The 25,452-nt window shown below is 69.4% G+C and carries 18 protein-coding genes; 6 read left to right on the forward strand and 12 right to left on the reverse strand.

All coding sequences use genetic code 11. The features are described from left to right. The first annotated feature begins 311 nt into the window (after nucleotides 1–311). The 3 genes from ABZ937_RS26020 (at nucleotide 312) to ABZ937_RS26030 (ending at nucleotide 3,424) form a co-directional block, all read left to right on the forward strand. A complete protein-coding gene (locus ABZ937_RS26020) occupies nucleotides 312–1,385 on the forward strand; it encodes a ParA family protein (RefSeq protein ID WP_361695718.1) in 1,074 nt (357 codons plus the stop codon). Next, the gene (locus tag ABZ937_RS26025; protein ID WP_361695719.1) at nucleotides 1,382–2,482 is read left to right on the forward strand and encodes a ParB/RepB/Spo0J family partition protein; all 1,101 of its coding nucleotides are present in this window, start codon (nucleotides 1,382–1,384) and stop codon (nucleotides 2,480–2,482) included. The genes ABZ937_RS26020 and ABZ937_RS26025 overlap by 4 nt, the downstream gene beginning before the upstream one ends. Before the next feature lie 324 nt (nucleotides 2,483–2,806). Beyond that, the gene (locus ABZ937_RS26030) at nucleotides 2,807–3,424 is read left to right on the forward strand and encodes a GNAT family N-acetyltransferase (RefSeq protein WP_361695720.1); all 618 of its coding nucleotides are present in this window, start codon (nucleotides 2,807–2,809) and stop codon (nucleotides 3,422–3,424) included. A 74-nt stretch (nucleotides 3,425–3,498) separates the two neighbouring features. Here ABZ937_RS26030 and trxA read toward each other — a convergent pair whose 3' ends face one another. The 7 genes from trxA to ABZ937_RS26065 form a co-directional block, all read right to left on the reverse strand. Further along, nucleotides 3,499–3,831, reverse strand: a complete 333-nt coding sequence (trxA, locus tag ABZ937_RS26035) for a thioredoxin (protein WP_361695721.1) — start codon at nucleotides 3,829–3,831, stop codon at nucleotides 3,499–3,501. A 48-nt stretch (nucleotides 3,832–3,879) separates the two neighbouring features. Next, nucleotides 3,880–4,848: a thioredoxin-disulfide reductase gene (trxB, locus tag ABZ937_RS26040; RefSeq protein ID WP_361695722.1), complete on the reverse strand. Its 969-nt coding sequence runs from the start codon at nucleotides 4,846–4,848 to the stop codon at nucleotides 3,880–3,882. A 154-nt stretch (nucleotides 4,849–5,002) separates the two neighbouring features. Beyond that, nucleotides 5,003–5,920 carry a zf-HC2 domain-containing protein gene (locus tag ABZ937_RS26045; protein ID WP_361695723.1) on the reverse strand — a complete coding sequence of 306 codons (918 nt, stop codon included), beginning with the start codon at nucleotides 5,918–5,920 and terminating at the stop codon, nucleotides 5,003–5,005. Next, nucleotides 5,917–6,666 (reverse strand): RNA polymerase sigma factor SigM, encoded by a 750-nt coding sequence (gene sigM, locus ABZ937_RS26050; protein WP_361695724.1) that lies wholly within the window; start codon nucleotides 6,664–6,666, stop codon nucleotides 5,917–5,919. Before sigM ends, ABZ937_RS26045 begins: the two co-directional genes overlap by 4 nt. 26 nt (nucleotides 6,667–6,692) lie before the next feature. Then, on the reverse strand, nucleotides 6,693–8,414 hold the full coding sequence (locus ABZ937_RS26055; RefSeq protein ID WP_361695725.1) for a serine/threonine protein kinase: 1,722 nt from the start codon (nucleotides 8,412–8,414) through the stop codon (nucleotides 6,693–6,695). A gap of 118 nt (nucleotides 8,415–8,532) precedes the next feature. Beyond that, on the reverse strand, nucleotides 8,533–10,911 hold the full coding sequence (murJ, locus tag ABZ937_RS26060) for a murein biosynthesis integral membrane protein MurJ (protein ID WP_361695726.1): 2,379 nt from the start codon (nucleotides 10,909–10,911) through the stop codon (nucleotides 8,533–8,535). 45 nt (nucleotides 10,912–10,956) lie between these two features. Continuing rightward, nucleotides 10,957–13,329: a DUF6049 family protein gene (locus ABZ937_RS26065; RefSeq protein WP_361695727.1), complete on the reverse strand. Its 2,373-nt coding sequence runs from the start codon at nucleotides 13,327–13,329 to the stop codon at nucleotides 10,957–10,959. 255 nt (nucleotides 13,330–13,584) lie between these two features. Here ABZ937_RS26065 and ABZ937_RS26070 point away from each other — a divergent pair, with 255 nt between their 5' ends. Then, a complete protein-coding gene (locus ABZ937_RS26070; RefSeq protein ID WP_361695728.1) occupies nucleotides 13,585–15,027 on the forward strand; it encodes a CCA tRNA nucleotidyltransferase in 1,443 nt (480 codons plus the stop codon). Nucleotides 15,028–15,072: 45 nt separating this feature from the next. Here ABZ937_RS26070 and ABZ937_RS26075 read toward each other — a convergent pair whose 3' ends face one another. The 3 genes from ABZ937_RS26075 to ABZ937_RS26085 form a co-directional block, all read right to left on the reverse strand. Next, the gene (locus tag ABZ937_RS26075) at nucleotides 15,073–16,374 is read right to left on the reverse strand and encodes an MFS transporter (protein ID WP_361695729.1); all 1,302 of its coding nucleotides are present in this window, start codon (nucleotides 16,372–16,374) and stop codon (nucleotides 15,073–15,075) included. Nucleotides 16,375–16,461: 87 nt separating this feature from the next. Beyond that, nucleotides 16,462–17,544 carry an inositol-3-phosphate synthase gene (locus ABZ937_RS26080; protein WP_361695730.1) on the reverse strand — a complete coding sequence of 361 codons (1,083 nt, stop codon included), beginning with the start codon at nucleotides 17,542–17,544 and terminating at the stop codon, nucleotides 16,462–16,464. Between the two features lie 43 nt (nucleotides 17,545–17,587). Then, nucleotides 17,588–18,271, reverse strand: a complete 684-nt coding sequence (locus ABZ937_RS26085) for a helix-turn-helix transcriptional regulator (RefSeq protein ID WP_361695731.1) — start codon at nucleotides 18,269–18,271, stop codon at nucleotides 17,588–17,590. 397 nt (nucleotides 18,272–18,668) lie between these two features. Between ABZ937_RS26085 and ABZ937_RS26090 the strand changes: the two genes are divergently transcribed. Both ABZ937_RS26090 and ABZ937_RS26095 read left to right on the forward strand, forming a co-directional pair. Then, nucleotides 18,669–21,374: a transglycosylase domain-containing protein gene (locus ABZ937_RS26090; RefSeq protein ID WP_361695732.1), complete on the forward strand. Its 2,706-nt coding sequence runs from the start codon at nucleotides 18,669–18,671 to the stop codon at nucleotides 21,372–21,374. Nucleotides 21,375–21,502: 128 nt separating this feature from the next. Then, the gene (locus tag ABZ937_RS26095; protein ID WP_361695733.1) at nucleotides 21,503–23,056 is read left to right on the forward strand and encodes a glycosyltransferase 87 family protein; all 1,554 of its coding nucleotides are present in this window, start codon (nucleotides 21,503–21,505) and stop codon (nucleotides 23,054–23,056) included. Between the two features lie 100 nt (nucleotides 23,057–23,156). Here ABZ937_RS26095 and ABZ937_RS26100 read toward each other — a convergent pair whose 3' ends face one another. Continuing rightward, nucleotides 23,157–24,188, reverse strand: coding sequence for an alanine racemase (locus tag ABZ937_RS26100; protein ID WP_361695734.1), 1,032 nt, complete (start codon nucleotides 24,186–24,188; stop codon nucleotides 23,157–23,159). Nucleotides 24,189–24,274: 86 nt separating this feature from the next. After that, nucleotides 24,275–25,396, reverse strand: coding sequence for a peptidoglycan bridge formation glycyltransferase FemX (gene femX, locus ABZ937_RS26105; protein WP_361695735.1), 1,122 nt, complete (start codon nucleotides 25,394–25,396; stop codon nucleotides 24,275–24,277). Between the last annotated feature and the right edge of the window lie 56 nt (nucleotides 25,397–25,452).

The raw sequence follows: 25,452 nt of genomic DNA on the forward strand, positions 1-25,452 counted from the left end.
ACGTCACTGATCCGTCCTGACGACGAGACGTACTCCACACAAGCTGCCAAACCTATGCAAGACGGAGTGTCGCGAAGGTCCGGTCGCAGTGGCTGTGCATCGTGTTTCACGTGAAACGTCGCTCACTGCTGCACGGCATCATCAGTCGTGGCCGCGCCGCGGCCGAACCTCGCGACCGGAAGCCCCTGGGCTCGCTCGCGGAGGAGCCGGTGTCCCCGGACAGTCCGTCCCCCTCCAGGGGCACGGAGTTGTCCACAGAGGTGGATTTCTCCACAGAACACCAGGCCTCACTGGTTCACGACCCCGAAGACATGGGAGGCTCTGTTCATTGCGAGCCTGAAGTCGAGGAGAGTGAATCCTTGCGGTCCGACGCCAACATCGCGGGACCGATGACCGATCCGGTCCCCGGTCCCCGTACCGAGTCGATGGGGACGGATGTTTCACGTGAAACACCGTCCCCGATGGACGACACTCCCATCGGTCGTGCGGCCCAACTGGCGGTGGAGGCTCTCGGCCGCGCCGGCGAAGGCCTGCCGCGACCGGAGCAGACCCGAGTCATCGTGGTCGCCAACCAGAAGGGCGGCGTGGGCAAGACGACGACGACCGTCAATCTTGCCGCTTCGCTGGCTCTGCACGGTGCCCGCGTCCTGGTGATCGATCTCGACCCGCAGGGCAACGCGTCCACGGCGCTCGGGATCGACCACCACGCCGAAGTACCTTCCATCTACGACGTGTTGGTGGAGAGCAAGCCTCTCGCCGAGGTCGTCCAGCCCGTGGTGGACGTCGAAGGCCTCTTCTGCGCCCCCGCCACCATCGATCTCGCCGGTGCGGAGATCGAGCTGGTGTCCCTGGTGGCCCGGGAGAGCCGGCTGCAGCGGGCGATCCAGGCGTACGAGCAGCCGCTGGACTACATCCTCATCGACTGCCCGCCTTCGCTCGGCCTGTTGACGGTCAACGCGCTCGTCGCGGGCGCCGAGGTGCTCATTCCGATCCAGTGCGAGTACTACGCACTGGAGGGCCTCGGCCAACTCCTGCGCAACGTCGACCTGGTCCGGGGGCACCTCAACCCCACCCTGCATGTGTCGACCATCCTGCTCACCATGTACGACGGCCGGACGCGTCTCGCCTCCCAGGTCGCGGAGGAGGTGCGCAGCCACTTCGGTGACGAGGTGCTGCGGACGAGCATTCCCCGCTCCGTCCGTATCTCCGAGGCGCCGAGCTATGGGCAGACGGTGCTGACTTACGATCCAGGATCGAGCGGCGCCCTCTCGTACTTCGAGGCGGCCCGAGAGATCGCGCTGAAGGGCATCGGCATCAGCTATGACGCGAGCCAGGCCCACATCGGCGCCCAGAACGACCCGAGCATGGTGGAGGGGATCCAGTGAGTGAGCGACGGAGGGGTCTGGGCCGTGGTCTCGGCGCACTGATCCCCGCTGCCCCGACCGAGAAGGCTCCGGCTCCGGCCGCGATGGGGGGCGGAGCGTCCACCTCCCCCGCGGCCGTCCCGGTGCTGACGACCGACCGCGGAGTGGCCGCGGCGAAGGTGGCCACGCTGCCGCCCGTGGCGCAGGAGACCGAGGTGCTCTCGGCGAGCCCGGCGGTCGAGGTGCCGGCGCCTCCGATGGGTGCCCACTTCGCCGAGATCCCGCTCGACGCCATCACGCCGAACCCACGCCAGCCGCGTGAGATCTTCGACGAGGACGCGCTCCAGGAGCTGGTCACCTCGATCACCGAGGTCGGTCTCCTGCAGCCCGTCGTGGTCCGTCAGGTGGGGCCCGCCCGCTACGAGCTGATCATGGGCGAGCGCCGCTGGCGCGCCTGCCGTGAGGCCGGTCTGGAGGCCATCCCGGCCATCGTCCGGGCCACGGACGACGAGAAGCTCCTCCTGGACGCGTTGCTGGAGAACCTGCACCGCGCGCAGCTGAACCCGATCGAAGAGGCCGCTGCCTACGACCAGCTGCTGAAGGACTTCAACTGCACGCATGACCAGCTGGCCGACCGGATCGGGCGTTCCCGTCCGCAGGTCTCCAACACCCTGCGTCTGCTGAAGCTCTCCCCGACCGTCCAGAAGCGGGTAGCGGCCGGCGTGCTCTCGGCCGGCCACGCCCGGGCGCTGCTGGCCGTCGAGGACTCGGAGGAGCAGGACCGGCTGGCGCACCGGATCGTGGCCGAGGGGCTGTCGGTGCGGTCCGTGGAAGAGATCGTGACGCTGATGGGCTCGCGGCCTCAGAAGGCCTCGCGCTCCCGTGGCCCGCGGGCCGGTTCGGTGCCCTCTCCGGCGCTGAGCGAGCTGGCCACGCGGCTCTCGGACCGCTTCGAGACGCGCGTGAAGGTCGAGCTGGGCCAGAAGAAGGGCAAGATCACCGTCGAGTTCGCCTCCGCGGACGATCTCGAAAGGATCCTCAGCACGCTCGCCCCGGGCGAGCGGCTGGCCCTCCAGCAGAGCCTTCAGGAGAACGACGGCGAGGAGCCGCAGGACTGATCCTCCGGCGGTGCTGCCCCGGGGTGCAGTGGAGCGGGCCGTGTCCGGTGTGTACCGGAACACGGCCCGCTCTTTGCTTTGAGGCGGTATCTCGTGAATCCCATCGTGGATACGATGCGATCAGGTATGGCACATCCACCGGACAGCATCTGCATCTGTGAGTGGGGAGTCGGGGGCCATGCGATCGATGAGCCGCACCGGACTGGTGAGCGCCGTCCTGGGCCTGGGAGCGGTCGGCGGATTCGTCGGCAGCCTGCTCAGGGAACGGAGCGCTCTGTCAGCCGCTCGCGATGCGGCGGGCGAAGGAAGCGAGGATCTGCCTTCATGGGGCGTCGGCTCGTGCCGCTCACGCTGGACAACGTTCAGGACCTTCCCCACCGCTGTCGATCGTGTGTCTTCTGGGAACTGGACCCCGTCAGCGGCGAAGCGGCGGTGAAGGCGGGCACGTCCGCGCTGGAGAAGGAAGCCTGGATCTCCGCCGTCCTGCTGGACTGGGGGTCGTGCGGCCGGGTGGTGTACGTCGATGACGTGCCGGCGGGCTTCGTCCTCTACGCTCCGCCGGCCTATGTCCCTCGGTCGACGGCCTTCCCCACGAGCCCGGTCTCGTCGGACGCCGTCCAGCTGATGACGGGGTTCGTCATGCCCGGCTACCAGGGGCAGGGGCTGGGCCGGGTGCTGGTGCAGGCGGTCGCCAAGGATCTGCTGCGCCGGGGCTTCAAGGCGATCGAGGCGTTCGGCGATGCCCGCTGGGAGGCACCCGCCTGTCTGCTGCCGGCCGACCATCTGCTGGCCGTGGGCTTCAAGACGGTCCGGCAGCATCCCGCGCATCCCCGGCTGCGGCTGGAGCTGCGGTCCACGCTCTCCTGGAAGGAAGACGTGGAGATGGCACTCGACCGGCTCCTGGGAGCGGTTCAGAAGGAGCCTGTGCTGAGGCCGCTGTAGTTCTGTGCACGGGCCGTTCTATGCGAATAGGCCAACCCCGAGGGGGTTGGCCCATTCGTGTTTCACGTGAAACGTCACTCGGCGATGTACTCGTCGAGGTCACGGAGGAGCGCGGCCTTGGGCTTGGCGCCGACGATGACCTTGGTGACCTCGCCGCCCTGGTAGACGCTCAGGGTCGGGATGGACATGACGCCGTACTTGGCGGCCGTGCCCGGGTTCTCATCGATGTTGATCTTGACGATCTCGATCTTGTCGCCGTGCTCGGCGGCGATCGCCTCCAGGGACGGGGCGATCTGGCGGCACGGACCGCACCACTCCGCCCAGAAGTCCACCAGGACGGGCTTGTCGTTCTTGAGGACTTCCTCGTCAAAGGTGTCGTCGGTAACAATCTTCAGGTTGCCGGCCACGGTGGGCTCCTTACCTCGGTCGTGCGGTGGGGGCGGGGAAGGGGAAGGTCAGACTGCGGTCTTCTCGGGCTCCGCCTGGTCCTCGTCCGCCAGGGCGGCGAGGAAGCGCTCGGCGTCCAGAGCGGCGGAGCAGCCGGTGCCGGCCGCGGTGATCGCCTGGCGGTAGGTGTGGTCCACCACGTCACCGGCGGCGAAGACACCGGTCAGGTTGGTGCGAGTGGACGGCGAGGCGACCTTCAGGTACCCCTCCTCGTCCAGGTCCAGCTGGCCCTTGAACAGCTCGGTGCGCGGGTCGTGGCCGATCGCGATGAACAGACCGGTCACGGGCAGGTCCGACAGCTCGCCGGTCTTGACGTTGCGCAGCTTCAGGCCGGAGAGCTTCTGCTCGCCCTGGACCTCGGCGACCTCGCTGTCCCAGACGAACTTGATCTTCGGGTCGTTGAAGGCGCGCTCCTGCATCGCCTTGGAGGCGCGCAGGGTGTCCCGGCGGTGGACGACCGTCACGGACTTCGCGAACCGCGAGAGGAAGGTGGCCTCCTCCATCGCGGTGTCGCCACCGCCGATCACGGCGATGTCCTGGTCCTTGAAGAAGAACCCGTCACAGGTGGCGCACCAGGAGACGCCGCGGCCGGAGAGAGCGTCCTCGTTCGGCAGGCCCAGCTTGCGGTGCTGGGAGCCGGTGGTGACGATGACGGCCTTCGCCTTGTGGACCGTGCCCGCGGTGTCGGTGACGGTCTTGATCTCACCGGCCAGGTCGACGGAGACGATGTCGTCCGGGACCAGCTCCGCACCGAAGCGCTCGGCCTGGGCGCGCATGTTGTCCATGAGGTCGGGGCCCATGATGCCGTCGCGGAAGCCCGGGAAGTTCTCCACCTCGGTGGTGTTCATCAGTGCACCACCCGCGGTGACGGCGCCTTCGAACACCAGGGGCTTCAGCGAGGCACGGGCGGTGTACAGCGCCGCCGTGTAGCCTGCGGGCCCGGAGCCGATGATGATCACGTTACGGACGTCGCTCACGGCTTGATTCCTCGTCTCTGGTCTGCGTCAGTCGACCGGGCGGGAGCCCCTTTCAGGACTCTCACCCCACCCAACGGATCCTACGGGGCCCGCATTCCCGGTGTGTCCGGGCACACGCATGCCCAGGGAAGACCGAAGGAGTGTGCCACCAGACTCAGGGGCGAGCGACGGACTGCTTCAGCAGAACCCTGCCGGTCGACGTGGTCTGCTGGTGCACGCAGGCCGCGTCGACGACGTAGGCCGTCACCCACTTGGTGTCGTGGGCATCGGCCACGACGACGAGGTAGGCGGCCTTCCCTCCGTACGTTCCCGTCTTGGCGCCCAGGACATCGGCGGTCCGGTGGAGTGCCTGCCGGACACAGTCGGGGACCGGAACCGAGGTCTGCAGCAGGGTGTTCGGTCCCTCGGTGGAGCTGGGCGAGTTCGTTCCGCCGTCGGTGCCCATCCGGGGCTTCTCGCTGCGCCGCGGCAGTGTCTTCTTGGTGGTGAGGAGGGCGTGCACCTGGTTCTGCACGCTGTCGCCGGAGAAGGCGCCGGCGGAGGCGGTCGGCGTTCCGTGGGCTGTCGGGTGGTCGGGGTTGTCGCCGAGCGACTTCACGATCAGACCTCCGGCGCCCAGCACCGCGGCCGTGAGAACGGCACCCAGGACGAGCCGGCCGCGGCGCCGGCCGCGCTCGGATCCCTTGCGGCCGGGTCCGGTCGCCGCACGAGGCCGCCCGGCGGGTCGGTCAGCGGGGCGTTCCGTGAGGCGGTCGGGGAGGTGTTCAGTGGGGGTCGATGTTTCACGTGAAACATGGCCCGCGGGGACCTCGCCGACGGCGCTCAGCGCTGCCTCGGCGGCAAGAGCGGCGTCGATGCGCGCAGCCACATCGTCCGGCATGCGCTCCTGCTCCGGCACGGAGCCGAGCAGGCCGTGGATCTCCTCCAGAGAGGTGTACACATCCGCGCACGGCTCGCAGGTGTCGAGATGGCGCCGCACATCGGTGCTGCGGTCCGGGGGAAGCAGGCCCTCGGTGAGGTCGGAGATCTCCGCGACGTCCGGGTGCCCGGCCGTGTCTGTCGTGGAAGTCACGCTCGCCCACCTCCGCCCTTCACTACGGCTGAATCACTCGGTCCCGCGTCCCGTGGTCGTCCGCTCGGGGACCCCGTTGCCGGTGGGACGGATGGACCCTTCCCCCGGTTCCGTCCCGGGCCGGTTTCTTTCCCGTCCCCGGTACCGCCGGATCGCGGGCCCCCGGTGCCTTCGGGCCGAAGATGCGTGAGCAGGGGCAGCAGCCTCGCCCGGCCCCGGGCGCACCGGCTCTTCACCGTCCCCGTCGGCACATCCAGGATCCGTGCGGCCTCCGCCACGGGGTAGCCCTGCATGTCCACCAGGACCAGAGCGGCCCGCTGCTCGGGCGGAAGGGTGCCGAGCGCTTCGAGGAGCTGACGGTGCACGTCCTTCCGCTCGGCCGGTGCCGAGGCGGACTCGTGCGGTTCCAGCAACTGCTCCAGCCGCTCGGTGTCGTCGACCGGAGCCGTCTTCCGCGAGGCCGCCTTACGGGCCCGGTCCAGACAGGCGTTCACCGTGATCCGGTGCAGCCACGTCGTGACGGCCGACTGACCACGGAAGGTGTGGGCAGCCCGGTAGGCCGACACCAGGGCGTCCTGCACGGCGTCGGCGGCCTCCTCCCGGTCCCCCAGGGTCCGCAGAGCGACCGCCCAGAGCCGGTCCCGATGCCGCCGCACGATCTCACCGAAGGCCTCGGGGTCGCCTTCCACGTGGCGGGCGAGCAGGTCGCGGTCGCCCACTCCGTCGTATGCGGCGCCGTCCGCCATCTGCCCCCTCCGGTCCGGGTGAGATGTCAGCCCGTGAACTTCACTTCGCCGATGGCCTGCTTCCAGCCGGCGCTGGCGTACAGGGTGGAGTCGTACCCCGAGTTCGGCACGGCCGTCAGCCAGACGAGGACGTACCGCGTCTTGACCGACTTGGTGGCCTTCACCGTGGCCGTGGTGCTGGTCGTCGTGACGCTGCCGATCCTGTGGGCCGAGTCGCGCGATGCCGACGTCAGAGAGTCCGCAGCGTACAGCTCGACCGTCGTGTGGTCACCGGCGTAGCGGAGGTCGATGGTGGCCGTGCTGAGTTCCTTGGCCGAGCCGAGGTCGTACACGATGCCGACGCCCGGCTTGTAAGGCGCGAACGCCGGACCCTCGTTGAAGCTCTTGGTCTTCCAGTACGTCGACGCGTCGCCGTCGTAGGTCTTGGGCTCGGCACCGGAGTTCTGGGCGCCGCCCTCGGCGATGTACTCCTGACCGTTCAGGATCTTTATCGGCTTCGGCTTCGGCTTCGCGGTGTTCTTGTCGCCGTTGTCCGACGTCTGGCTCTTGTGGGTGTCGTCCGACTTCTCGCCCTGGCCCATCAGGGCGTCCGCCAGCTGCCAGCTGCCCAGTCCCAGAGCGGCGATGAGAAGGGCCGACACCGCCCACTTCAGGGCCTTGCCGGTGCGGCTCTGGAGCGGGGGCGGCGGGGTCGCCATCGGCTGTGTGACACCGGCGCGCGGCGCCTGGCGGCCGTACGTGCCCTGCTGGTAGGTCGTGCGCTGGTACTCCGGCGGGGCCGTGAACGCCGGCTCGGGCGGGCGGATGCGCGGCATCTCGCCGATCGCCTTCACCAGCTCCTCCGGCGTGGTGCACGGAGCCTCGTGCCGGGACGCCGTGGCCCCGTCGTTCACGAGGGCGCGCATCGCCAGCTCGGACAGGCCCCGGTGCACACCGGCCCGCACCTGGTCCGGGGCGATGAGGCCGATGTCCTTGGGGAGGCCGGCCAGACCGTAGGCGTCGTTCTCGTACGGCCAGCGCTGGGTCAGCGCCGCGTACAGCAGGGCGCCGATCGACTCGGTGTCGGTGCGCTGCGGGGTGTCGGAGCTGATGCCGCGCAGCGCCGCGTTCACGGCGAGGCCGCGGATGCGCCACTGCCCGGTGGAGGTGCGCAGCACGGCGTTCGGGTTCAGCCGCAGATGGGCGAGGCCCTCCCGGTGCGCGGCAGCCATCGCCGAGGCGATCTGACTGACCATCTGGTAGGCGTCGTGCGGCTCCAGCGGGCCGCCTGCGAGGAGCGTGGACAGCTCGGTGGCATCGGGCAGCCACTCGTGGACGACGTAGACGAGGTCGTTGTCCTCGACGGCGTCGAGGACCTGGACGAAGCGCGGGTCGCCTAGCAGTGCGGAGGAACGGGCGGCGGCGAGCACGGAGCGGCCGCGGGGATGGTCCGCGGGCAGTACATGGACGCCGACGGCACGACGGAGTTTCTCGTCGACCGCACGCCAACTGCTGAATCCGTCCAGACGGGTGACGCACTCCTCCAGCCGGTAGCGTCTGGCGAGCTTGTGACCGCTGTGCAGCTCCGGAGGCGATGCCTTCCGTCCGGGACCTTCGGCTGAGCCGCTTCCCTGTGCCTCGTCGCTGTCCGTGTCCCGCTCCGGGTTCTTGGCCACCCCGTCGGCCGTGGACTGGTCCGCCTTGGCGGTCAGCGGCTGCTCACCGCTGTTGTCTGCCACGTCGACGGCAGCCGTGCTCCGTTCCGCCACCGTCGTCCCTGCCTCCCCATCCGTTGCACGCTGTCCGACGCCGAAACCAATTGTGCCCACAGTCCGCCGCTATGCACGACACACGGCGGCGGACGATGGTTGTGCGCCTACCCCCGCCTCAGCGTCCCAGACGCCCGCGCACCATGCCCACGAGCGAGTTGAGTTCCTCGATGCGCATCCGGCGGGCGGCGACGAAGAAGACGCCGAACAGGACGGCACCGCCGACGAGCAGCGCGGCGAAGGAGCCGACGACGCCCTGGCCGAGACTGTGCCCGATGCCGTAGCAGGCCGCGCCGCTGAGCAGGGCCGCCGGCACCGAGGCGATGCCCAGCCGTGCGTACGTGCGCAGCACCCGGGACCCGTCCAGGTCCCCGCCCAGCCGCTTGCGCAGCCGGCGCCAGGCGACACCCACTCCGATGGCGTAGGCGAGGCCGTAGGCGGCGGCCATGCCTGCGACCGCCCAGCGCGGCGGCAGCAGGACGTAGCAGAGTGCCGAGGCACCGGCGTTGACCGCGGCCACGATGACCGTGTTGTAGAAGGGGGTGCGGGTGTCCTCGTAGGCGTAGAACGCGCGCAGGACGACGTACTGCACGGAGTACGGGATCAGGCCGAGGCCGAAGGCCATCAGCATGTAGCCCATGTTGACGGCCGCGCCGGTGCCGGCGGAGCCGAAGATCAGCGTGCACATCGGGATGCCGAGCGAGACGAACCCGAAGGCGATGGGCACGATGGCGACCGCGGTGGTGCGCAGGCCCTGGGAGATGTCGTCGCGGATGGCGCCCGCGTCGTTCTCGGCGGCCGAGCGCGAGATGCGCGGCAGGAGGGCGGCCATCAGGGACACGGTGATGATGGCCTGCGGCAGGCCCCAGATCAGCTGGGCGTTGGCGTAGGCGGCGAAGCCGGTGCCCTTGACGCCGGAGTCCTTTCCGGCGGCGGTGGACAGCTGGGTGACGACCATGGCACCCGCCTGGTTGGCGAGGACGAACAGGACCGTCCACTTGGCGAGCATCGCGGCCTTGCCCAGGCCGTGGCCCTTCCAGTCGAAGCGCAGCCGGATCCGGAAGCCGGTCTCCCGCAGGTAGGGGATCATCGCCAGTGCCTGGACGACCAGGCCGAGCAGCACACCGACGCCGAGCAGCCGCTGGCCCTCCGGCGGGATGCTGGTGACGTCCAGGTGGGAGTTGGCGGCGGTGCCGTAGACCCAGATGAACATGCCCAGCGTCACGATGATGACGATGTTGTTCAGGACCGGGGTCCACATCATCGCGCCGAACTTCCCCCGCGCGTTGAGGATCTGACCCATCACCACATGGATGCCCATGAAGAAGATCGAGGGCAGGAAGTAGCGGGTGAAGGTGACCGCGACCTCGTTCGCCGCCGGGTTGCTGGCGACGGGGTTGGCCAGCATCCGCACCAGCAGCGGCGCGGCGAACATCGCGAGCCCGGTCAGGGCGGCCAGGGCCACCATCACGAGGGTCAGCAGCCGGTTGGCGAAGGCCTCGCCGCCGTCCTCGTCCTCCTTCATGGAACGCACCAGCTGCGGCACGAACACGGAGTTCAGGCCGCCGCCGACGGTGAGGATGTAGATCATCGTCGGAAGCTGGTAGGCCACCTGGAAGGAGTCGGCGAGGAAGCCGAGGCCCAGCGCGGCGGCGATCAGCGCGGAGCGGACGAAACCGGTGAGGCGGGAGACCATCGTGCCCGCCGCCATGACCGCGCTGGACTTCAGCAGCCCGGAGGCCCGCCCGCCCTTCTTGGCGGGAGCGGCGGGAGCGACGGGAGCGTCACCGGCCGTGGTGGCCACCGGCTCGGCGATCCCCTGGGCACCGGCGGGATCCGGAGCCGCGGCCGGGGCGGGCACCGGGGGCTGCGCGGGGTATCCGGCGGAGGGGCCGGCCGGGTACCCGGCCGCGGCGTACGGGTGGCCCTGCTGCGGGCCCTGACCGTGCTGCTGCGGGTACGGACCGGCGGTGCCCAGACCCGGCGCGGCGGCCGGCCCGGGGACGCCCGGCGGGTCCATGGGCGCGTGCCCGCCGCTGTGCTGCTGGTCCTTGAAGAGATGAGCGAAGGCGTCCGGCTCGTGGTACTCCTCGCCGGAGTGCGAGACCAGGTCGTCCACGCCCACGAACTGGGTCGTGCGCGGGTCGTCGCCGTACGGCAGGTACTGCCCGGCGCCGCCCGGCTCCGGCGCCGGGGTCTGCGCCCACACCTGCGGGTCGGGGGCGTAGGGGGACTGGGCGGGCGGCGCGTAGGGCTGCTGCTGCGGGTCGTAGGTGCCCGGGGGCGGCGGCGGGTGCGCGGCGCGGTCGTACAGCGCCTCGGCGACCGGGTCCTGGGCGGCCAGGTCGTGCGCCCGGTAGGGGTCCTGCTCGTAGGCGTCCTGGAGATACATGTCCGCCGCGTGCTGCGGCGGCGCCTGGCCGGGCTCGGGCGGCGGCTCGGGGTAGCCCGAGCCGGCCGCGCCCTGACCGCGGTCACCGTCGTACGGCGCGTTCATGCTTACCCCACCTCATCGTCCCGGGCCCACCGGCCACGACATCGCTCAACGGTCCACTCTCTCACCCGTCCCGGACGGGTCGGCGCTTTCCGGTGCGGTGTCCGGCGCAGGGTCACTCGGCTGCTCCGGGTCGTCTGCCCCGGAGGCGGAGTCGGACTCCTCCGGGAGACGGCCGCCGGGCGTCTCGGGGTTCCCGGGCTGGTCCGGGCCTTCTTCCGCCGTGCCCGGGCCGTCCTCGTCGGCCTGCCGGGCGGCGGCGCGCTTGCGCTGGGTGTACATCCGGAAGCCGGCCAGGACGAGGAGCAGTACGCCGCCGCCGATGACCAGCATCACGGTGGGCGTGACCTCGGTGACCTTCACGTCGAAGGTGACGGCTTCGCCGTACCTCCGGCCGTCCTCGGTGTACAGCTGGGCGATGACCGTGGCCCGGCCGTTGGCGTTGGCCGAGGTGGTGAACTTCACCGACTGGCTGTGCCCGCCGGAGACCTCCACCTGCTGCTCGTAGTAGGCGTTGCCGCCGATCTTCAGCCGGGTCGGCTGGGTCGAGGTCAGGCGCAGCACCAGGTGGCCGACGGGCTGGACGAGGTTGTTCTGGACCGTCACCGGGATGGTGGCGCTGCGGCCCGAGAGCTTGGTCTCGGACTTGTCGATCAGCTTGACCTGGTCGGCCAGCTCGTCGAGCCATGCCTCCACGCCGCCTCGGTAGTTGTCCGCCTCGCTGCTCCGGCCGCGCCAGGACGTGGACATCTCGCGGTTTATGGCCCGTCCGAACGGGGTGACCACACGGGACTGGTCGGTGAGGATCACCTGGAAGTTGTCGAGCTTGTCCTGGGTGCGGGCGATCTGGTCGAAGGCCGCCCGCGGCAGCTCCTGCCGGCGCAGCGAGGAGGGGTAGGCGGACGTCGACGGGATGCGCGTGGTGGCCCCCGGGTCGGGCTTGTCCTTGGCCGCCGCGGTGAGGTCCTGCGACTGGGACCAGGTGCCGCCCTGGAGCGCCGTCAGCGCCGCCGCCATCGCCCGCGCCTGGCTCGCCGTGGGCATGCGCTGCGGGGCGACGACGATGCTGCGCTCCCTGTCCGTCTGCCCGTTCAGCTCCAGGCTCTGGGCCAGGAACTTCTGCACGGCGAGCGTGGCCGAGCCCGCCTTCGTCAGATCGCCCTCGAACGCCCTGGACAGCCGGGCGTCGGCCACCACCGCCGTGGTGCCTCCGCCGACCGGGCGGGCGGCGGACGGCGTGTACGACAGCCCGGAGGTCTCCTGGAGGCTGTCGCTGCGGGCGATCACCTGGTCGGCCCCGGCGGAGGTCGCGACCTTCATGATCGACGGGTCCACGGCGCCGTTGACGGGCCAGGCGAAGGCGGTGCTCGGGGTGACGTGGAGCACGGTCTTCACGGTGGTCGCGGCGACTTCGGTGGCGTCCTTGAGATGGCTGAGCGAGCCGGTGACGCTCGTGCCCCGGTGCGCCAGGGAGGCCAGGTCCGGGTCGCCGAACGGCAGCGCGACGACCTCCTTGCCGGTCACCGCCTTCTGCAGGGTGGCCAGCCACTGCTTGGCGAGCGCCTGGTGCTCCCGGGAGCCGGGCGTGCTGGTGCCGTCGTCGTTCTGGATCCGGTAGTTGCCCACGGCCATCGCGTCGACCGAGGCCAGCAGGTCCGGGTCGATCACCCAGGTGATGTCCAGGTCCTTGCCCAGCTCCACCATCTGGGCCAGCCGACCGCCGGGTGCCAGCTCCTTGGCCAGGTCGTCGTTGAGGAACTCCGGCGTCTGCAGCTCGCCCGCGCCCGTCTTGGCCGTCATGTGGACCGTGGAGATCAGCGGCCACAGGAACGTCGCCCTGGTCTTGGTGTCGGCGTCCGACGGCTGCCACGGCAGGAACGTCCGCTGCACGCCGAGCACCTGGTCCCAGCGCTGGGCCGAGGTCTGGCCGGACAGAGCGACGTCGAACTCGTAGACCCCGTCCTCACCGAGGTCGAGCTTGTCCATGGGGACGGAGATGCTGAAGTGCTCGGCGACGCCCGGGGCCAGCTTGTCGAACTTCTCCTCGTACTTGTCGTCGACCTCGGAGCCGGTGGCGGCCTGCACGTCGTCGGAGTGCCGGGCGACGGAGTCGATGTCCGAGCGGGTGGTCAGCTGGGAGCCCACCCGCAGGCCCACATGGGCGTCGGTGACGGCCTGCTTGCCGTTGTTGGTCACCGTGCCGGACACGGTCAGCGTGTCGTCGTCCGTGGGGGCACTGGGGCTGAGCGAGTCCAGGGAGACCGACACCGGGCCGGAGGAGGCGGCCTGCGCGGGCCCGGCGGCGGGCAGCTGGAGCAGGCCGGCCAGCAGTGGAGCCCCGGTGAGGAGCGCTCCGGCGCGCCGCAGCCAGCGGCGGGCAGGTGAGGCACTGGTCCCCTGGAAGTCAGCCGCCTCGGCCACGCGCTCGCCCGTCCCTCGTCGTCGTCAGTGGTCGTCGGATTGTGCGTCCACGCATGGTAACGATGCGCGCTGAACGGAAGTGCCGCGGTCTCCTCGACAAGATCGAAGAGCAGCGGTGACCCGTCCTCTATATCCAGTATCGAGGGGAGAGCGGCCGTACGCCGCAAGAGCAGCGCTTGCACGGGTATGCCGGGACCTGTCCACCGCCTTAATGGGGGCGCCCCGGGCCGTGCGGGGCACGTACCCTCTTCTGTTGTGCCGAACCCCAACGAAGAAACTCCCTCTGCCCTGAGCCAGGCGCAGCAGCGCGCGGTCGCCGAGCTGCTGCGGGTGGCCCCCGTCGCCGACGACCTCGCCCGCCGATTCGAGGAGGCCGGGTTCTCGCTCGCCCTGGTCGGCGGATCGGTCCGCGACGCGCTGCTCGGCCGGCTCGGCAACGACCTGGACTTCACCACCGACGCCCGCCCTGAGGACGTACTGAAGATCGTCCGGCCATGGGCGGACGCCGTCTGGGAGGTGGGCATCGCCTTCGGCACGGTCGGCGCGCACAAGGGCGGCTACCAGATCGAGATCACCACCTACCGGTCGGAGGCGTACGACCGCACCTCGCGCAAGCCGGAGGTGTCCTACGGCGACTCCATCGAGCAGGACCTGGTCCGTCGCGACTTCACGGTCAACGCGATGGCCGTGGCGCTGCCGGCGAAGGAGTTCATCGACCCGCACGGTGGCCTGGAGGATCTCGCGGCGCGTGTGCTGCGCACACCGGGTACGCCCGAGGCGTCGTTCTCGGACGACCCCCTGCGCATGATGCGGGCTGCCCGGTTCGCCGCCCAGCTGGACTTCACGGTCGCTCCCGAGGTCGTCACCGCCATGACGGAGATGGCCGGGCGCATCGAGATCGTCTCGGCGGAGCGGGTTCGGGACGAGCTGAACAAGCTGGTCCTCTCCGCGCACCCGCGCAAGGGACTGGCGCTGCTCGTCGACACGGGGCTCGCCGACCATGTCCTGCCCGAGCTGCCGGCGCTGCACCTGGAGCGTGACGAACACCACCGGCACAAGGACGTCTACGAGCACACGCTGATCGTCCTGGAGCAGGCGATCGCGCTGGAGGAGGACGGCCCGGACCTCACCCTCCGCCTGGCCGCGCTGCTGCACGACATCGGCAAGCCGCGCACCCGACGCTTCGAGAAGGACGGCCGGGTCTCCTTCCACCACCACGAGGTGGTCGGCGCCAAGATGACCAAGAAGCGCATGACCGCCTTGAAGTACTCGAACGAGCTGGTGAAGGACGTCTCACGGCTGGTCGAGCTGCACCTGCGCTTCCACGGCTACGGCACCGGGGAGTGGACCGACTCGGCGGTCCGCCGCTATGTCCGGGACGCGGGTCCGCTGCTGGACCGCCTGCACAAGCTGACCCGCTCCGACTGCACCACGCGCAACAAGCGGAAGGCGGCGGCGCTGTCCCGGGCCTACGACGGCCTGGAGGAGCGCATCGCCCAGCTGAAGGACCAGGAGGAGCTGGACGCCATCCGTCCCGACCTCGACGGCAACCAGATCATGGAGATCCTGGGTGTCGGTCCGGGCCCGGCCGTCGGCAAGGCGTACAAGCACATGCTGGAGCTGCGCCTGGAGAACGGTCCGATGGAGCACGACGCCGCGGTGGCCGCGCTCAAGGAGTGGTGGGCCGAGCAGGGCTGAGGCCATCCGTGAGGTCATGTTTCACGTGAAACATGACCCGGGGTCTTATCGAGGGGGCGATGTTTCACGTGAAACATCGCCCCCGTTCCTGTTTCGGTGCCGCGCCATGGCCACGGCGACCCCGGCGTAGATCAGGGCGACGAACACGATCAGCACCACCGACCGGCCATCCGGGGGAAGCATCAGGGCGGCCACTCCGGCAGCGCCCACGAAGGAGACGTTGAAGAGGACGTCGTACACGGAGAAGATCCGGCCCCGGAAGCCGTCCTCGACCGACTCCTGGACGATCGTGTCCGTGGCGATCTTGGCGCCCTGGGTGGTCAGGCCCAGGACGAAGGCCGCGACGAGCAGCGGGCCGGTGGCAAACGACAGGCCGAGCGCGGGTTCCAGCACCGTGGCCGCGCCGGAGCAGACCGCGATCCAGCGGGCAGGGCCGAGACGCCCCGCCGCTGCCGGTGTCACCACGGCAGCCGCGAAGAAGCCCGCACCGGACGCCGCCAGCGCGAGCCCGAGCAGGCGAAGCCCTTCGTCGGGGGTCGAGGAGAGGGCGTACCGGCACAGCATGAGCAGCAGGACCAGGAGCGCGCCGTAGCAGAAGCGCATCAGGGTCATCGAGGCCAGCGCCCAGGCCGCTTCCCGGCGCTGGGGCTCGGCCAGATACCGGACGGCCGCGAGGAGATCGCGGGCGGTGTCGGCGAGCGCGGTCCGCAGATGGGGCCGCTCCGGCGTCCGGTCAGGGCCGAGCAGGGCGCGCGGCATGGCCAGTGAGGCCAGGGCGGCACACAGATAGAGGAAGGCGCCGAGCAGCACCACCGCCGCGTCCGAGTCCGACGCCACGATCCGCACGCCGAAGGCCAGACCCCCGCCGGCGGTCGCGGCGAGCGTGCCGGCGGTCGGGGAGATCGAGTTGGCGAGCACCAGGCGCTCGGCGTCGACGACCCGGGGCAGGGCGGCGGACAGCCCGGCGAGGACGAAACGGTTGACGGCCGTGACGCACAGCGCGGAGACGTAGAAGAGCCACTCGGGGGCGTGGCCGATCATCAGCGCGGCGGTGGCCGCGGCCAGCAGGGCGCGCAGCAGGTTGCCGTACAGGAAGACCTGCCGGCGCCGCCAGCGGTCCAGCAGGACGCCGGCGAAGGGTCCGACCAGTGAGTAGGGGAGCAGGAGGACCGCCATCGCCGAGGCGATTGCGGCGGCCGAGGTCTGTTTCTCCGGGGAGAAGACGACGTACGCGGCGAGCGCGACCTGGTAGACGCCATCGGCGCCCTGGGACAGGAGGCGGACGTACAGCAGGCGCCGGAAGTGCCGCAGGCGCAACAGCAGACGCAGGTCACGTACGACGGGCATGGTCGACAGCCTCACACATGCGGAAGGTCCCCGGGTCGGGAAACCCGGGGACCTTCACTGCCCTGGCAGGAGCGTTTCTCGTGCGAGCTAGCGCTCGACCTCGCCGCGGATGAACTTCTCGACGTTCTCGCGGGCCTCGTCGTCGAAGTACTGGACCGGCGGGGACTTCATGAAGTACGAGGAGGCCGACAGGATCGGGCCGCCGATGCCGCGGTCCTTGGCGATCTTCGCGGCGCGCAGGGCGTCGATGATCACACCGGCGGAGTTCGGGGAGTCCCAGACCTCGAGCTTGTACTCAAGGTTCAGCGGGACGTCACCGAAGGCGCGGCCCTCAAGGCGGACGTAGGCCCACTTGCGGTCGTCGAGCCAGGCGACGTAGTCGGACGGGCCGATGTGGACGTTCTTCTCGCCGAGGTCCCGGTCGGGGATCTGGGAGGTGACGGCCTGCGTCTTGGAGATCTTCTTGGACTCCAGGCGCTCGCGCTCGAGCATGTTCTTGAAGTCCATGTTGCCGCCGACGTTCAGCTGCATCGTGCGGTCCAGGATGACACCGCGGTCCTCGAACAGCTTCGCCATGACGCGGTGCGTGATGGTGGCGCCGACCTGGGACTTGATGTCGTCACCGACGATCGGCACACCGGCCTCGGTGAACTTGTCCGCCCACTCCTTGGTGCCGGCGATGAAGACCGGGAGGGCGTTGACGAAGGCGACCTTGGCGTCGATGGCGCACTGGGCGTAGAACTTCGCCGCGTCCTCGGAGCCGACGGGCAGGTAGCAGACCAGGACGTCGACCTGCTTGTCCTTCAGGACCTGGACGACGTCGACCGGCGCCTCGGCGGACTCCTCGATGGTCTCGCGGTAGTACTTGCCGAGACCGTCGAGGGTGTGACCGCGCTGGACCGTCACACCGGTGCTGGGGACGTCGCAGATCTTGATGGTGTTGTTCTCGGAGGCGCCGATCGCGTCCGCGAGGTCGAGGCCGACCTTCTTGGCGTCCACGTCGAAGGCGGCGACGAACTCCACGTCCTTGACGTGGTAGTCACCGAACTGCACGTGCATCAGGCCGGGGACCTTGGACGCCGGGTCGGCGTCCTTGTAGTACTCGACTCCCTGCACCAGCGACGCGGCGCAGTTGCCCACGCCGACGATGGCTACGCGAACCGAACCCATTCCGGTTGCTCCCTGTGTGTACGAGTGAGGCCCTGAATGGGTCTCACGTGGCGGTGTCGCCGGGCGTATCCGTCCGGGGGGTGTCCCCGGGACGGGGCAGGCCGCCCGTCGATCCAGTAGTGGTGTCCTGCTGAGCGGACCCCCCGGAGGCGGAACCCCTCAGGTCCCGCCCGGCCCGCTCGCTCTCGATGAGCTCGTTCAGCCAGCGCACTTCGCGCTCCACGGACTCCATCCCGTGGCGCTGGAGCTCAAGTGTGTAGTCGTCGAGGCGCTCCCGGGTGCGCGCCAGGGAGGCGCGCATCTTCTCCAGGCGCTCCTCCAGGCGGCTGCGCCGGCCTTCCAGGACGCGCATGCGCACATCGCGCGAGGTCTGCCCGAAGAAGGCGAACCGTGCGGCGAAGTGCTCGTCCTCGTACGCGTCGGGGCCGGTCTGCGAGAGCAGTTCCTCGAAGTGCTCCTTACCTTCTGCCGTCAATCGGTACACGATCTTCGCGCGGCGTCCGGCGAGGGAGGCGGTGAGGGCGTCCTCCTGGGCGTTGCCCGGCTCCTCGATCAGCCAGCCGTTGGCGACCAGCGTCTTGAGGCAGGGGTACAGGGTCCCGTAGCTGAACGCACGGAACACACCCAATGACGTGTTGAGTCGTTTGCGCAGCTCATAGCCGTGCATCGGGGACTCCCGCAGCAGGCCGAGCACGGCGAACTCAAGGATGCCGGAGCGCCGGCTCATCGTCGCCTCCTCTCGGTCCCGCAGGGCGGTTCCCGCAGGTCTCGCAGTGCCTGTCAGCGTCTTTATCTCGCGCTGATGTATCGACTCGATACATCACGACGATAGAACGGCCCACCGCAGGCGACAAGAGGGACGACGGTGAACGGGATCACATCACCGATTCGTAGGAGGCAAGTTGCCGGTTTTGGGGTGAACTTCGGGGCTCGACAGGTTTTGGTGGTGCGTAGTCTGTGCGGCATGCACACCACTGGGAACCGCGTGACGCCCGGGGAGCGTCATCGTCCCCGGTGCAGTACGGGTGAATGCAGGACCGACCACATCCGTACTTCGGGGGGACCGGAAACCAGCCGCCGTTCCAGGCGCGCACGGGTGCGCCTGCCCGAGGAGTAATCGTTCGATGAGCGAGCACCGTCGCAAACCGCCGCCGCCGCAGGGAGGCGGACGTGCCGCGGCCCGACGCGGCCAGTCCGGCTCGTCCTCCGGTCGCCGTGCGGCACCGCGAGGCGCCAACGGGTCCCCTGCCGACTCCTATGGGTCCCATTCCCATGGGGCGGAGTCCACTGGCTCGGAAGGTGAGGAGCGCGCCTACGGCAGCCGTGCCGAGGCCCGCCGCGCGGCGCAGAAGGGTGGCCGACGCAGAGCGGCCGACAACACGGGACCGGGCGGCCGGCGCGGCGGCCCGGGCGGGCCGACCGGCCCGGGGCGCGGCAAGGGCCGCGCGACCACCGCACCCGGCAAGAAGCGGTTGATCGACTACCCCCGGGCCGGCAAGTACGGCTGGCGGCGCTGGGTGCCGTCCTGGAAGCTGGTCAGCGGCCTGTTCATCGGCTTCGTCGGCAGCCTGGTCGTGATGGTGGGCATCGGTTACGCGATGGTCTCCATTCCGAACGAGAACGACGCCGCCAAGTCCCAGAACAACGTCTACTACTGGGCCGACGGCAAGCAGATGGTGGCCACCGGCACGGGCGTCAACCGGCAGAACGTCAGCATCGACCAGATTCCCGAGGCGATGCGGTACGCGGTGATCTCCGCGGAGAACAAGTCCTTCTACGACGACTCGGGCGTCGACCCCATGGGCATCGCGCGCGCCGTGATGAACATGGCGCGGGGCGGCCAGACCCAGGGTGGCTCGACGATCACCCAGCAGTACGTGAAGAACACGTACCTGAGCCAGGAACAGTCGCTCACCCGGAAGTTCAAGGAGATGTTCATCTCCATAAAGGTGGGTGCGAAGCTCGACAAGAACCAGATCCTGCAGGGCTACCTGAACACCTCGTACTTCGGCCGGGGCGCGTACGGCATCCAGGCCGCGGCGCAGACCTACTACGGCAAGAACGCGGTCGACCTCAAGCCGAGCGAGTGCGCCGTCCTCGCGGCGCTGCTGAAGGGCCCGACGTACTACGACCCCGCGGGCAACCAGGACCTCGACAAGTCGGCGACCCCGCAGGAGAACGAGAGGCGTTCCAAGGAGCGCTGGTCCTGGATCCTCGAAGAGATGCACAAGGACAAGCACCTCTCCGACGCCGATTACCAGGTGGCCATCCGGAAGTACCCCCGGCCCGACGGCCGCAAGGCGACCAAGGGCATGAACGGCCAGATCAGCTACCTGGCGGACACGGCGAAGAAGTACGTCCTCGCCCACTCCGACATCACCGAGGCGCAGTTCGACCGGGGCGGCTACCAGATCTACACGACCTTCAAGAAGGACAAGGTCGACGCCCTGTCCAAGGCCGTGAAGAGTGTCCAGAAGGAGCGCCTCGACCCGAAGCATCGTGATCTGGATAAATATGTCCAGTTCGGTGCGGCCTCGGTGAAGCCCAAGGACGGCGCGATCGTCGCCCTCTACGGCGGTGACGGCTATGAGAACGGGCACTTCACCAACAACGCCGACACCTCGGGTGTCCCTGTGGGTTCGACCTGGAAGCCGTTCGTGCTCGCCGCCGCCATGGAGTACGGCACCTACAACTCCAAGGGTGAGGGCGTCTCTCCGCTGAGCAAGTACAACGGCAACGACCATCTCAAGGTCAGGAAGCCGGACGGGACGTATTACCTCAACAAGGACAACTCGCCCTTCTTCCAGGAGAACGAGAGCGACCACCCCTGGGGCTACATCACCCTGCGCAAGGCGATGGAGCAGTCCGTCAACACGCCGTTCGTGCAGCTCGGTGTCGATGTGGGGATGACGCACGTCCGGGACGTGGCCCGGCAGGCCGGCATCCTCAACCAGAGCATGTCGCAGGACCTCAACCCGTCCTTCGCCATCGGTACGTCCACGCCCAGCGCGATCCGCATGGCCGACGCCTACGCGACCTTCGCCGCGTCCGGCCAGCAGACGGACCCGTACTCCGTGACCGCGGTCAAGGTCAACGGGGCGGACGCGCCCAGCTTCACCAAGCCGAAGCCGGCGCCCAAGGAGGTGATGGACCCGAACATCGCCAACAACGTCACGGACGTCCTGGAGAACGTCATCCAGAACGGTACGGGCAAGAACGCCAAGGCCCTGGGCCGCACGGCGGCGGGCAAGACCGGTACCACCGACGAGAACAAGTCGGCCTGGTTCGTCGGCTACACCCAGCAGCTGTCGACTTCGGTGGCGATGTTCCGTGAGAACCCCAAGGACCACAAGCTGCTCTCCATGAACGGCACGGCGAACACGGACTCCATCCACGGTGGTGACATCCCGACGCTGGTGTGGACCGAGTACATGAAGGCCGCGCTCAAGGGCCAGAACGACCTCGGCTTCCCGAAGGCCACGGAGATCGGAACTGTCCAGGACGAGGCAGGCGCCCCGTCCCCGACCCCGAGCGTCACGATCACGCCGAGCCAGACCCCGAGCGACACGCCCAGCCCGACGCCGAGCGAGACGACCACCACGCCGTCTCCGTCGGCGAGTGAGTCCTGCCAGTTCGGCTGGGGCAACGACTGCACGGGCAATGGCAACGGCAACGGCAACGGCGGCGACGGTGGCATCGGAGGCACCGACACAGGTGGTGTCGACGGAGGCACCACGCCGACGCCCACGGCCACGGAGACAACCGGAACCGGCAGCACCCGAGGCAATGGCAACGGGGGCGGAGGCATCTTCGGGGGCCAGAACGGTTAGCCCGGTGATCTGACCGGTTGGCGGCCATATCGCCCGCCAGGGGTGTTTCACGTGAAACATGGGCCGCCGCACCACGAGGTGCGGCGGCCCTCGGCGTATTCCTGGCCAGGTACGGCAGGATGTGCCCCATGCCCAGTGCAGAGATGACGCCCGCGAGCATGCACAAGCCCGAGCCCGTGCGGCCCGCCGCGGCAGAGCCGGTGCAGCCGACCAGGGAGGACGGGGTCGCCGCCGCCGGCAGTGAGCTGATCGGCGGTCCCCTGGGGCGGCGCGCCCTGCTCGGCACCTCCTGGTGGACGCCCGTACGGGTCGTGGCGCTCGTGGCGATCGGCATGTTCGCCCTCGGCCTGGTCCAGAAGGCGCCGTGCTACGACGGCGCCTGGTTCTTCGGCGCGAGCAGCCAGTACACGCACGCCTGCTACTCGGACATCCCGCACCTCTACCAGGGCCGCGGGTTCGCCGACCATCTCGTGCCGTACTTCGACAAGCTTCCCGGCGACATGGACTACCTCGAATATCCGGTGCTCACCGGTGTGTTCATGGAGGTGGCCTCCTGGCTGACCCCGCACAGCGGCAGCATCCAGCACCAGGAGCAGTGGTACTGGTTCGTCAACGCCGGGATGCTGATGGTGTGCGCCGCGGTCATCGCCGTCTGTGTGGCCCGCACCCACCGCCGGCGCCCGTGGGACGGCCTCCTGGTCGCCCTGGCGCCCGCCTTCGCGCTGACCGCGACCATCAACTGGGACCTGCTGGCGGTGGCGCTGACCGCCGCCGCGATGCTGATGTGGTCGCGGGGCCGGGCCCTCGCCTTCGGTGTCCTCCTGGGGCTCGCCACGGCCGCCAAGCTGTACCCCGTCCTGTTGCTCGGCCCGCTGCTGGTGCTGTGCTGGCGGGCCGGCAAGTGGCGCGAGTTCTTCCAGGCCGTAGGCGGCGCGGTGGGTGCCTGGCTGGTGGTGAACCTGCCCGTGATGCTCACGCACGACGCGTCGGGCTTCCACATCCGCGAGGGCTGGGCGAAGTTCTACACCTTCAGCAAGGAGCGCGGCGTCGACTTCGGCTCCTTCTGGCTGATCTGGGCGCAGAACTCCAGCAACCCGCCCACCACCGACTTCGTCAACAACGCGGCCACGGTGCTGGTGGTGCTGTGCTTCCTCGGCATCGCCGCCCTGACGTTCACCGCCCCGCGCCGGCCGCGCTTCGCTCAGCTGGCCTTCCTGATCGTCGCGGCCTTCGTCCTCACCAACAAGGTCTACTCCCCGCAGTACGTCCTGTGGCTGGTGCCGCTGGCGGTCCTGGCCCGGCCCAAGTGGAGGGACTTCCTGATCTGGCAGGCGTGCGAGGTGGCGTACTTCCTCGGCATCTGGATGTACCTCGCTTACACGACCAGTGGAGACGCCCACAAGGGCCTGCCCACGCAGGGCTACCAGTGGGCGATCGTGGTGCACCTGCTGGGCACGCTGTACCTGTGCGCCGTCGTCGTACGGGACATCCTCATGCCGGAGCGGGACGTGGTGCGCCGGTCCGGGGACGACGATCCCTCGGGCGGGGTGCTCGACGGCGCGGAGGACGCGTTCGTGCTCGGTGCGGCAGCCCACCCGCCACGGCACGCCGACCACTTCGAGGAGCCCCAGGTGGACTGGGGACGGCCGGAAACGCTGTCCCATAACGACCGTTCGCTCTGAGCGAACACACCGCCGCCCCGTCGGCGCGGCAAGCCGGCAGACACACAGAAGGCCGTATCCGGGCGCTCCGGATACGGCCTTCTCGCTGTCCTGGACGGGCTCAGCGGTCCACGAGACGGTCGAACTGGGTCGTGGTGTGCCGCAGATGGGCCACCAGCTCGTCACCGACCTTCGGCTCGGGGGCGTCCGAGGGCACGAACAGGATCGACACCTGCATGTGCGGCGGCTCGGCGAACCAGCGCTGCTTGCCGCCCCAGACGAACGGAGAAAGGTTCCGGTTGACCGTGGCGAGCCCGGCCCGGGCGACGCCCTTGGCGCGCGGCATGACGCCGTGCAGGGCCTTCGGGGCCTCCAGGCCCACCCCGTGCGACGTACCGCCCGCCACGACCACCAGGTAGCCGTCAGAGGCCGCCTTCTGCTGCCGGTAGCCGAACCGGTCGCCCTTCGCCACACGCGTGACGTCCAGGACGGCACCGCGGTACTCGGTGGCATCGTGGTCGCCCAGCCACAGCCGGGTGCCGATGCGGGCGCGGAACCGGGTCTGCGGGAACTGCTGCTGGAGCCGGATCAGCTCGTCCGCCTTGAGGTGGCTGACGAACATCGTGTGCAGCGGCAGCCGAGCCGCGCGCAGCCGGTCCATCCAGCCGATGACCTCCTCGACGGCGTCCGAGCCGTCGGTGCGGTCCAGCGGCAGATGGATGGCGAAGCCTTCCAGCCGGACGTTCTCTATGGCCTGGTGCAGCTGCGGGAGGTCGTGCTCGCTGATGCCGTGCCGCTTCATCGAGGACATCACCTCGATGACGACCCGGGCGCCCACGAGGCCGTACACGCCGTCGATCGACGACACCGAGCGCACCACGCGGTCGGGCAGCGGTACGGGCTCCTCGCCGCGCCGGTACGGCGTCAGCACCAGCAGGTCACCGCCGAACCAGTCCTTGATGCGCGCGGCCTCGTAGGTGGTGCCGACGGCGAGCAGGTCCGAGCCGAGCCGCGTGGCCTCCTCCGAGAGCCGTTCGTGCCCGAAACCGTAGCCGTTGCCCTTGCAGACCGGGACGAGTCCCGGGAACTGCTCCTGCACGTGCTTGTGGTGCGCCCGCCAGCGCGCGGTGTCGACGTAGAGCGTGAGCGCCATGGCCGGACCCGGAACCTTTCTCGTGGCTGGGGTGGATCAGAGGGTGTGAGAACTGTGAGGGCTATGGAATCAAACGCCCGCGCGGCTCAGCGGCGCGACATGTAGATGTCGAGCGCCTTGTGGAGCAGCTTGTTCAGCGGGAAGTCCCACTCGCCGAGGTACTCGGCGGCCTGGCCGCCGGTGCCGACCTTGAACTGGATCAGGCCGAAGAGGTGGTCGGTCTCGTCCAGCGAGTCGGAGATGCCACGCAGGTCGTAGACGGTGGCGCCGAGCGCGTACGCGTCGCGGAGCATCCGCCACTGCATCGCGTTCGACGGCCGGACCTCGCGGCCGATGTTGTCGGAGGCGCCGTAGGAGTACCAGACGTGCCCGCCGACGATCAGCATCGTCGCCGCGGACAGGTTCACACCGTTGTGGCGGGCGAAGTACAGCCGCATGCGGTTGGGGTCCTCGGTGTTGAGGGCCGTCCACATGCGCTGGAAGTACGACAGGGGGCGGGGCCGGAAGTGGTCACGGACGGCCGTGATCTCGTACAGCCGCTGCCACTCGGCCAGGTCCTGGTAGCCGCCCTGGACGACCTCGACGCCGGCCTTCTCGGCCTTCTTGATGTTGCGGCGCCACAGCTGGTTGAAGTTCTTGTGGACCTCTTCCAGGGAACGGTTCGCCAGCGGCACCTGGTAGACGTAGCGGGGCTGCACGTCGCCGAAGCCGGCGCCGCCGTCCTCGCCCTGCTGCCAGCCCATACGGCGCAGCTTGTCGGCCACCTCGAAGGCGCGCGGCTCGATGAAGTCGGCCTCCAGGTCGCGCAGCCGCTTGACGTCCGGGTCCTGGATGCCCTTCTTGATGGTGTCCGCGTTCCAGCGGCGGATGATCACCGGCGGGCCCATCTTCACGGAGAAGGCACCCTGCTGCTTCAGGTGCGCCAGCATCGGCTGGATCCAGTCGTCCAGGTTCGGCGCGTACCAGTTGATGACCGGGCCCTCGGGCAGGTAGGCGAGGTAGCGCTTGATCTTGGGCAGCTGACGGTAGAGGACCAGGCCCGCGCCGACCATGTGGCCGGTACGGTCGTCGAACCAGCCGAGGCTCTCCGAGCGCCACTCCGCCTTCACATCTGCCCAGGCCGGGACCTGCATGTGGCTCGCCGCCTGCAGGCTCTGGATGTAGGCCAGATGCTGCTCGCGGCTGATGGTCCTCAGGGTCAGGCTCATTCGGGGCGCTCCTCGGGCTGGTGTGTCCCCATGGGTTCAGGGGCTCCGGCTCTCGC

Source organism: Streptomyces sp. NPDC046727 (genome assembly GCF_040645635.1).
In the GTDB taxonomy this organism is placed as follows: Bacteria; Actinomycetota; Actinomycetes; order Streptomycetales; family Streptomycetaceae; genus Streptomyces.

What these genes read in the sequence shown, in the direction of transcription:
- ABZ937_RS26020 (WP_361695718.1), top strand. Translation starts at nt 312, where the DNA reads ATGGGAGGCTCTGTTCATTGCGAGCCTGAAGTCGAGGAGAGTGAATCC.
- ABZ937_RS26030 (WP_361695720.1), top strand. Translation starts at nt 2,807, where the DNA reads ATGGGGCGTCGGCTCGTGCCGCTCACGCTGGACAACGTTCAGGACCTT.
- sigM (WP_361695724.1), bottom strand. Translation starts at nt 6,666, where the DNA reads ATGGCGGACGGCGCCGCATACGACGGAGTGGGCGACCGCGACCTGCTC.
- murJ (WP_361695726.1), bottom strand. Translation starts at nt 10,911, where the DNA reads ATGAACGCGCCGTACGACGGTGACCGCGGTCAGGGCGCGGCCGGCTCG.
- ABZ937_RS26075 (WP_361695729.1), bottom strand. Translation starts at nt 16,374, where the DNA reads ATGCCCGTCGTACGTGACCTGCGTCTGCTGTTGCGCCTGCGGCACTTC.
- ABZ937_RS26080 (WP_361695730.1), bottom strand. Translation starts at nt 17,544, where the DNA reads ATGGGTTCGGTTCGCGTAGCCATCGTCGGCGTGGGCAACTGCGCCGCG.
- ABZ937_RS26085 (WP_361695731.1), bottom strand. Translation starts at nt 18,271, where the DNA reads ATGAGCCGGCGCTCCGGCATCCTTGAGTTCGCCGTGCTCGGCCTGCTG.
- ABZ937_RS26090 (WP_361695732.1), top strand. Translation starts at nt 18,669, where the DNA reads ATGAGCGAGCACCGTCGCAAACCGCCGCCGCCGCAGGGAGGCGGACGT.
- ABZ937_RS26095 (WP_361695733.1), top strand. Translation starts at nt 21,503, where the DNA reads ATGCCCAGTGCAGAGATGACGCCCGCGAGCATGCACAAGCCCGAGCCC.
- ABZ937_RS26100 (WP_361695734.1), bottom strand. Translation starts at nt 24,188, where the DNA reads ATGGCGCTCACGCTCTACGTCGACACCGCGCGCTGGCGGGCGCACCAC.
- femX (WP_361695735.1), bottom strand. Translation starts at nt 25,396, where the DNA reads ATGAGCCTGACCCTGAGGACCATCAGCCGCGAGCAGCATCTGGCCTAC.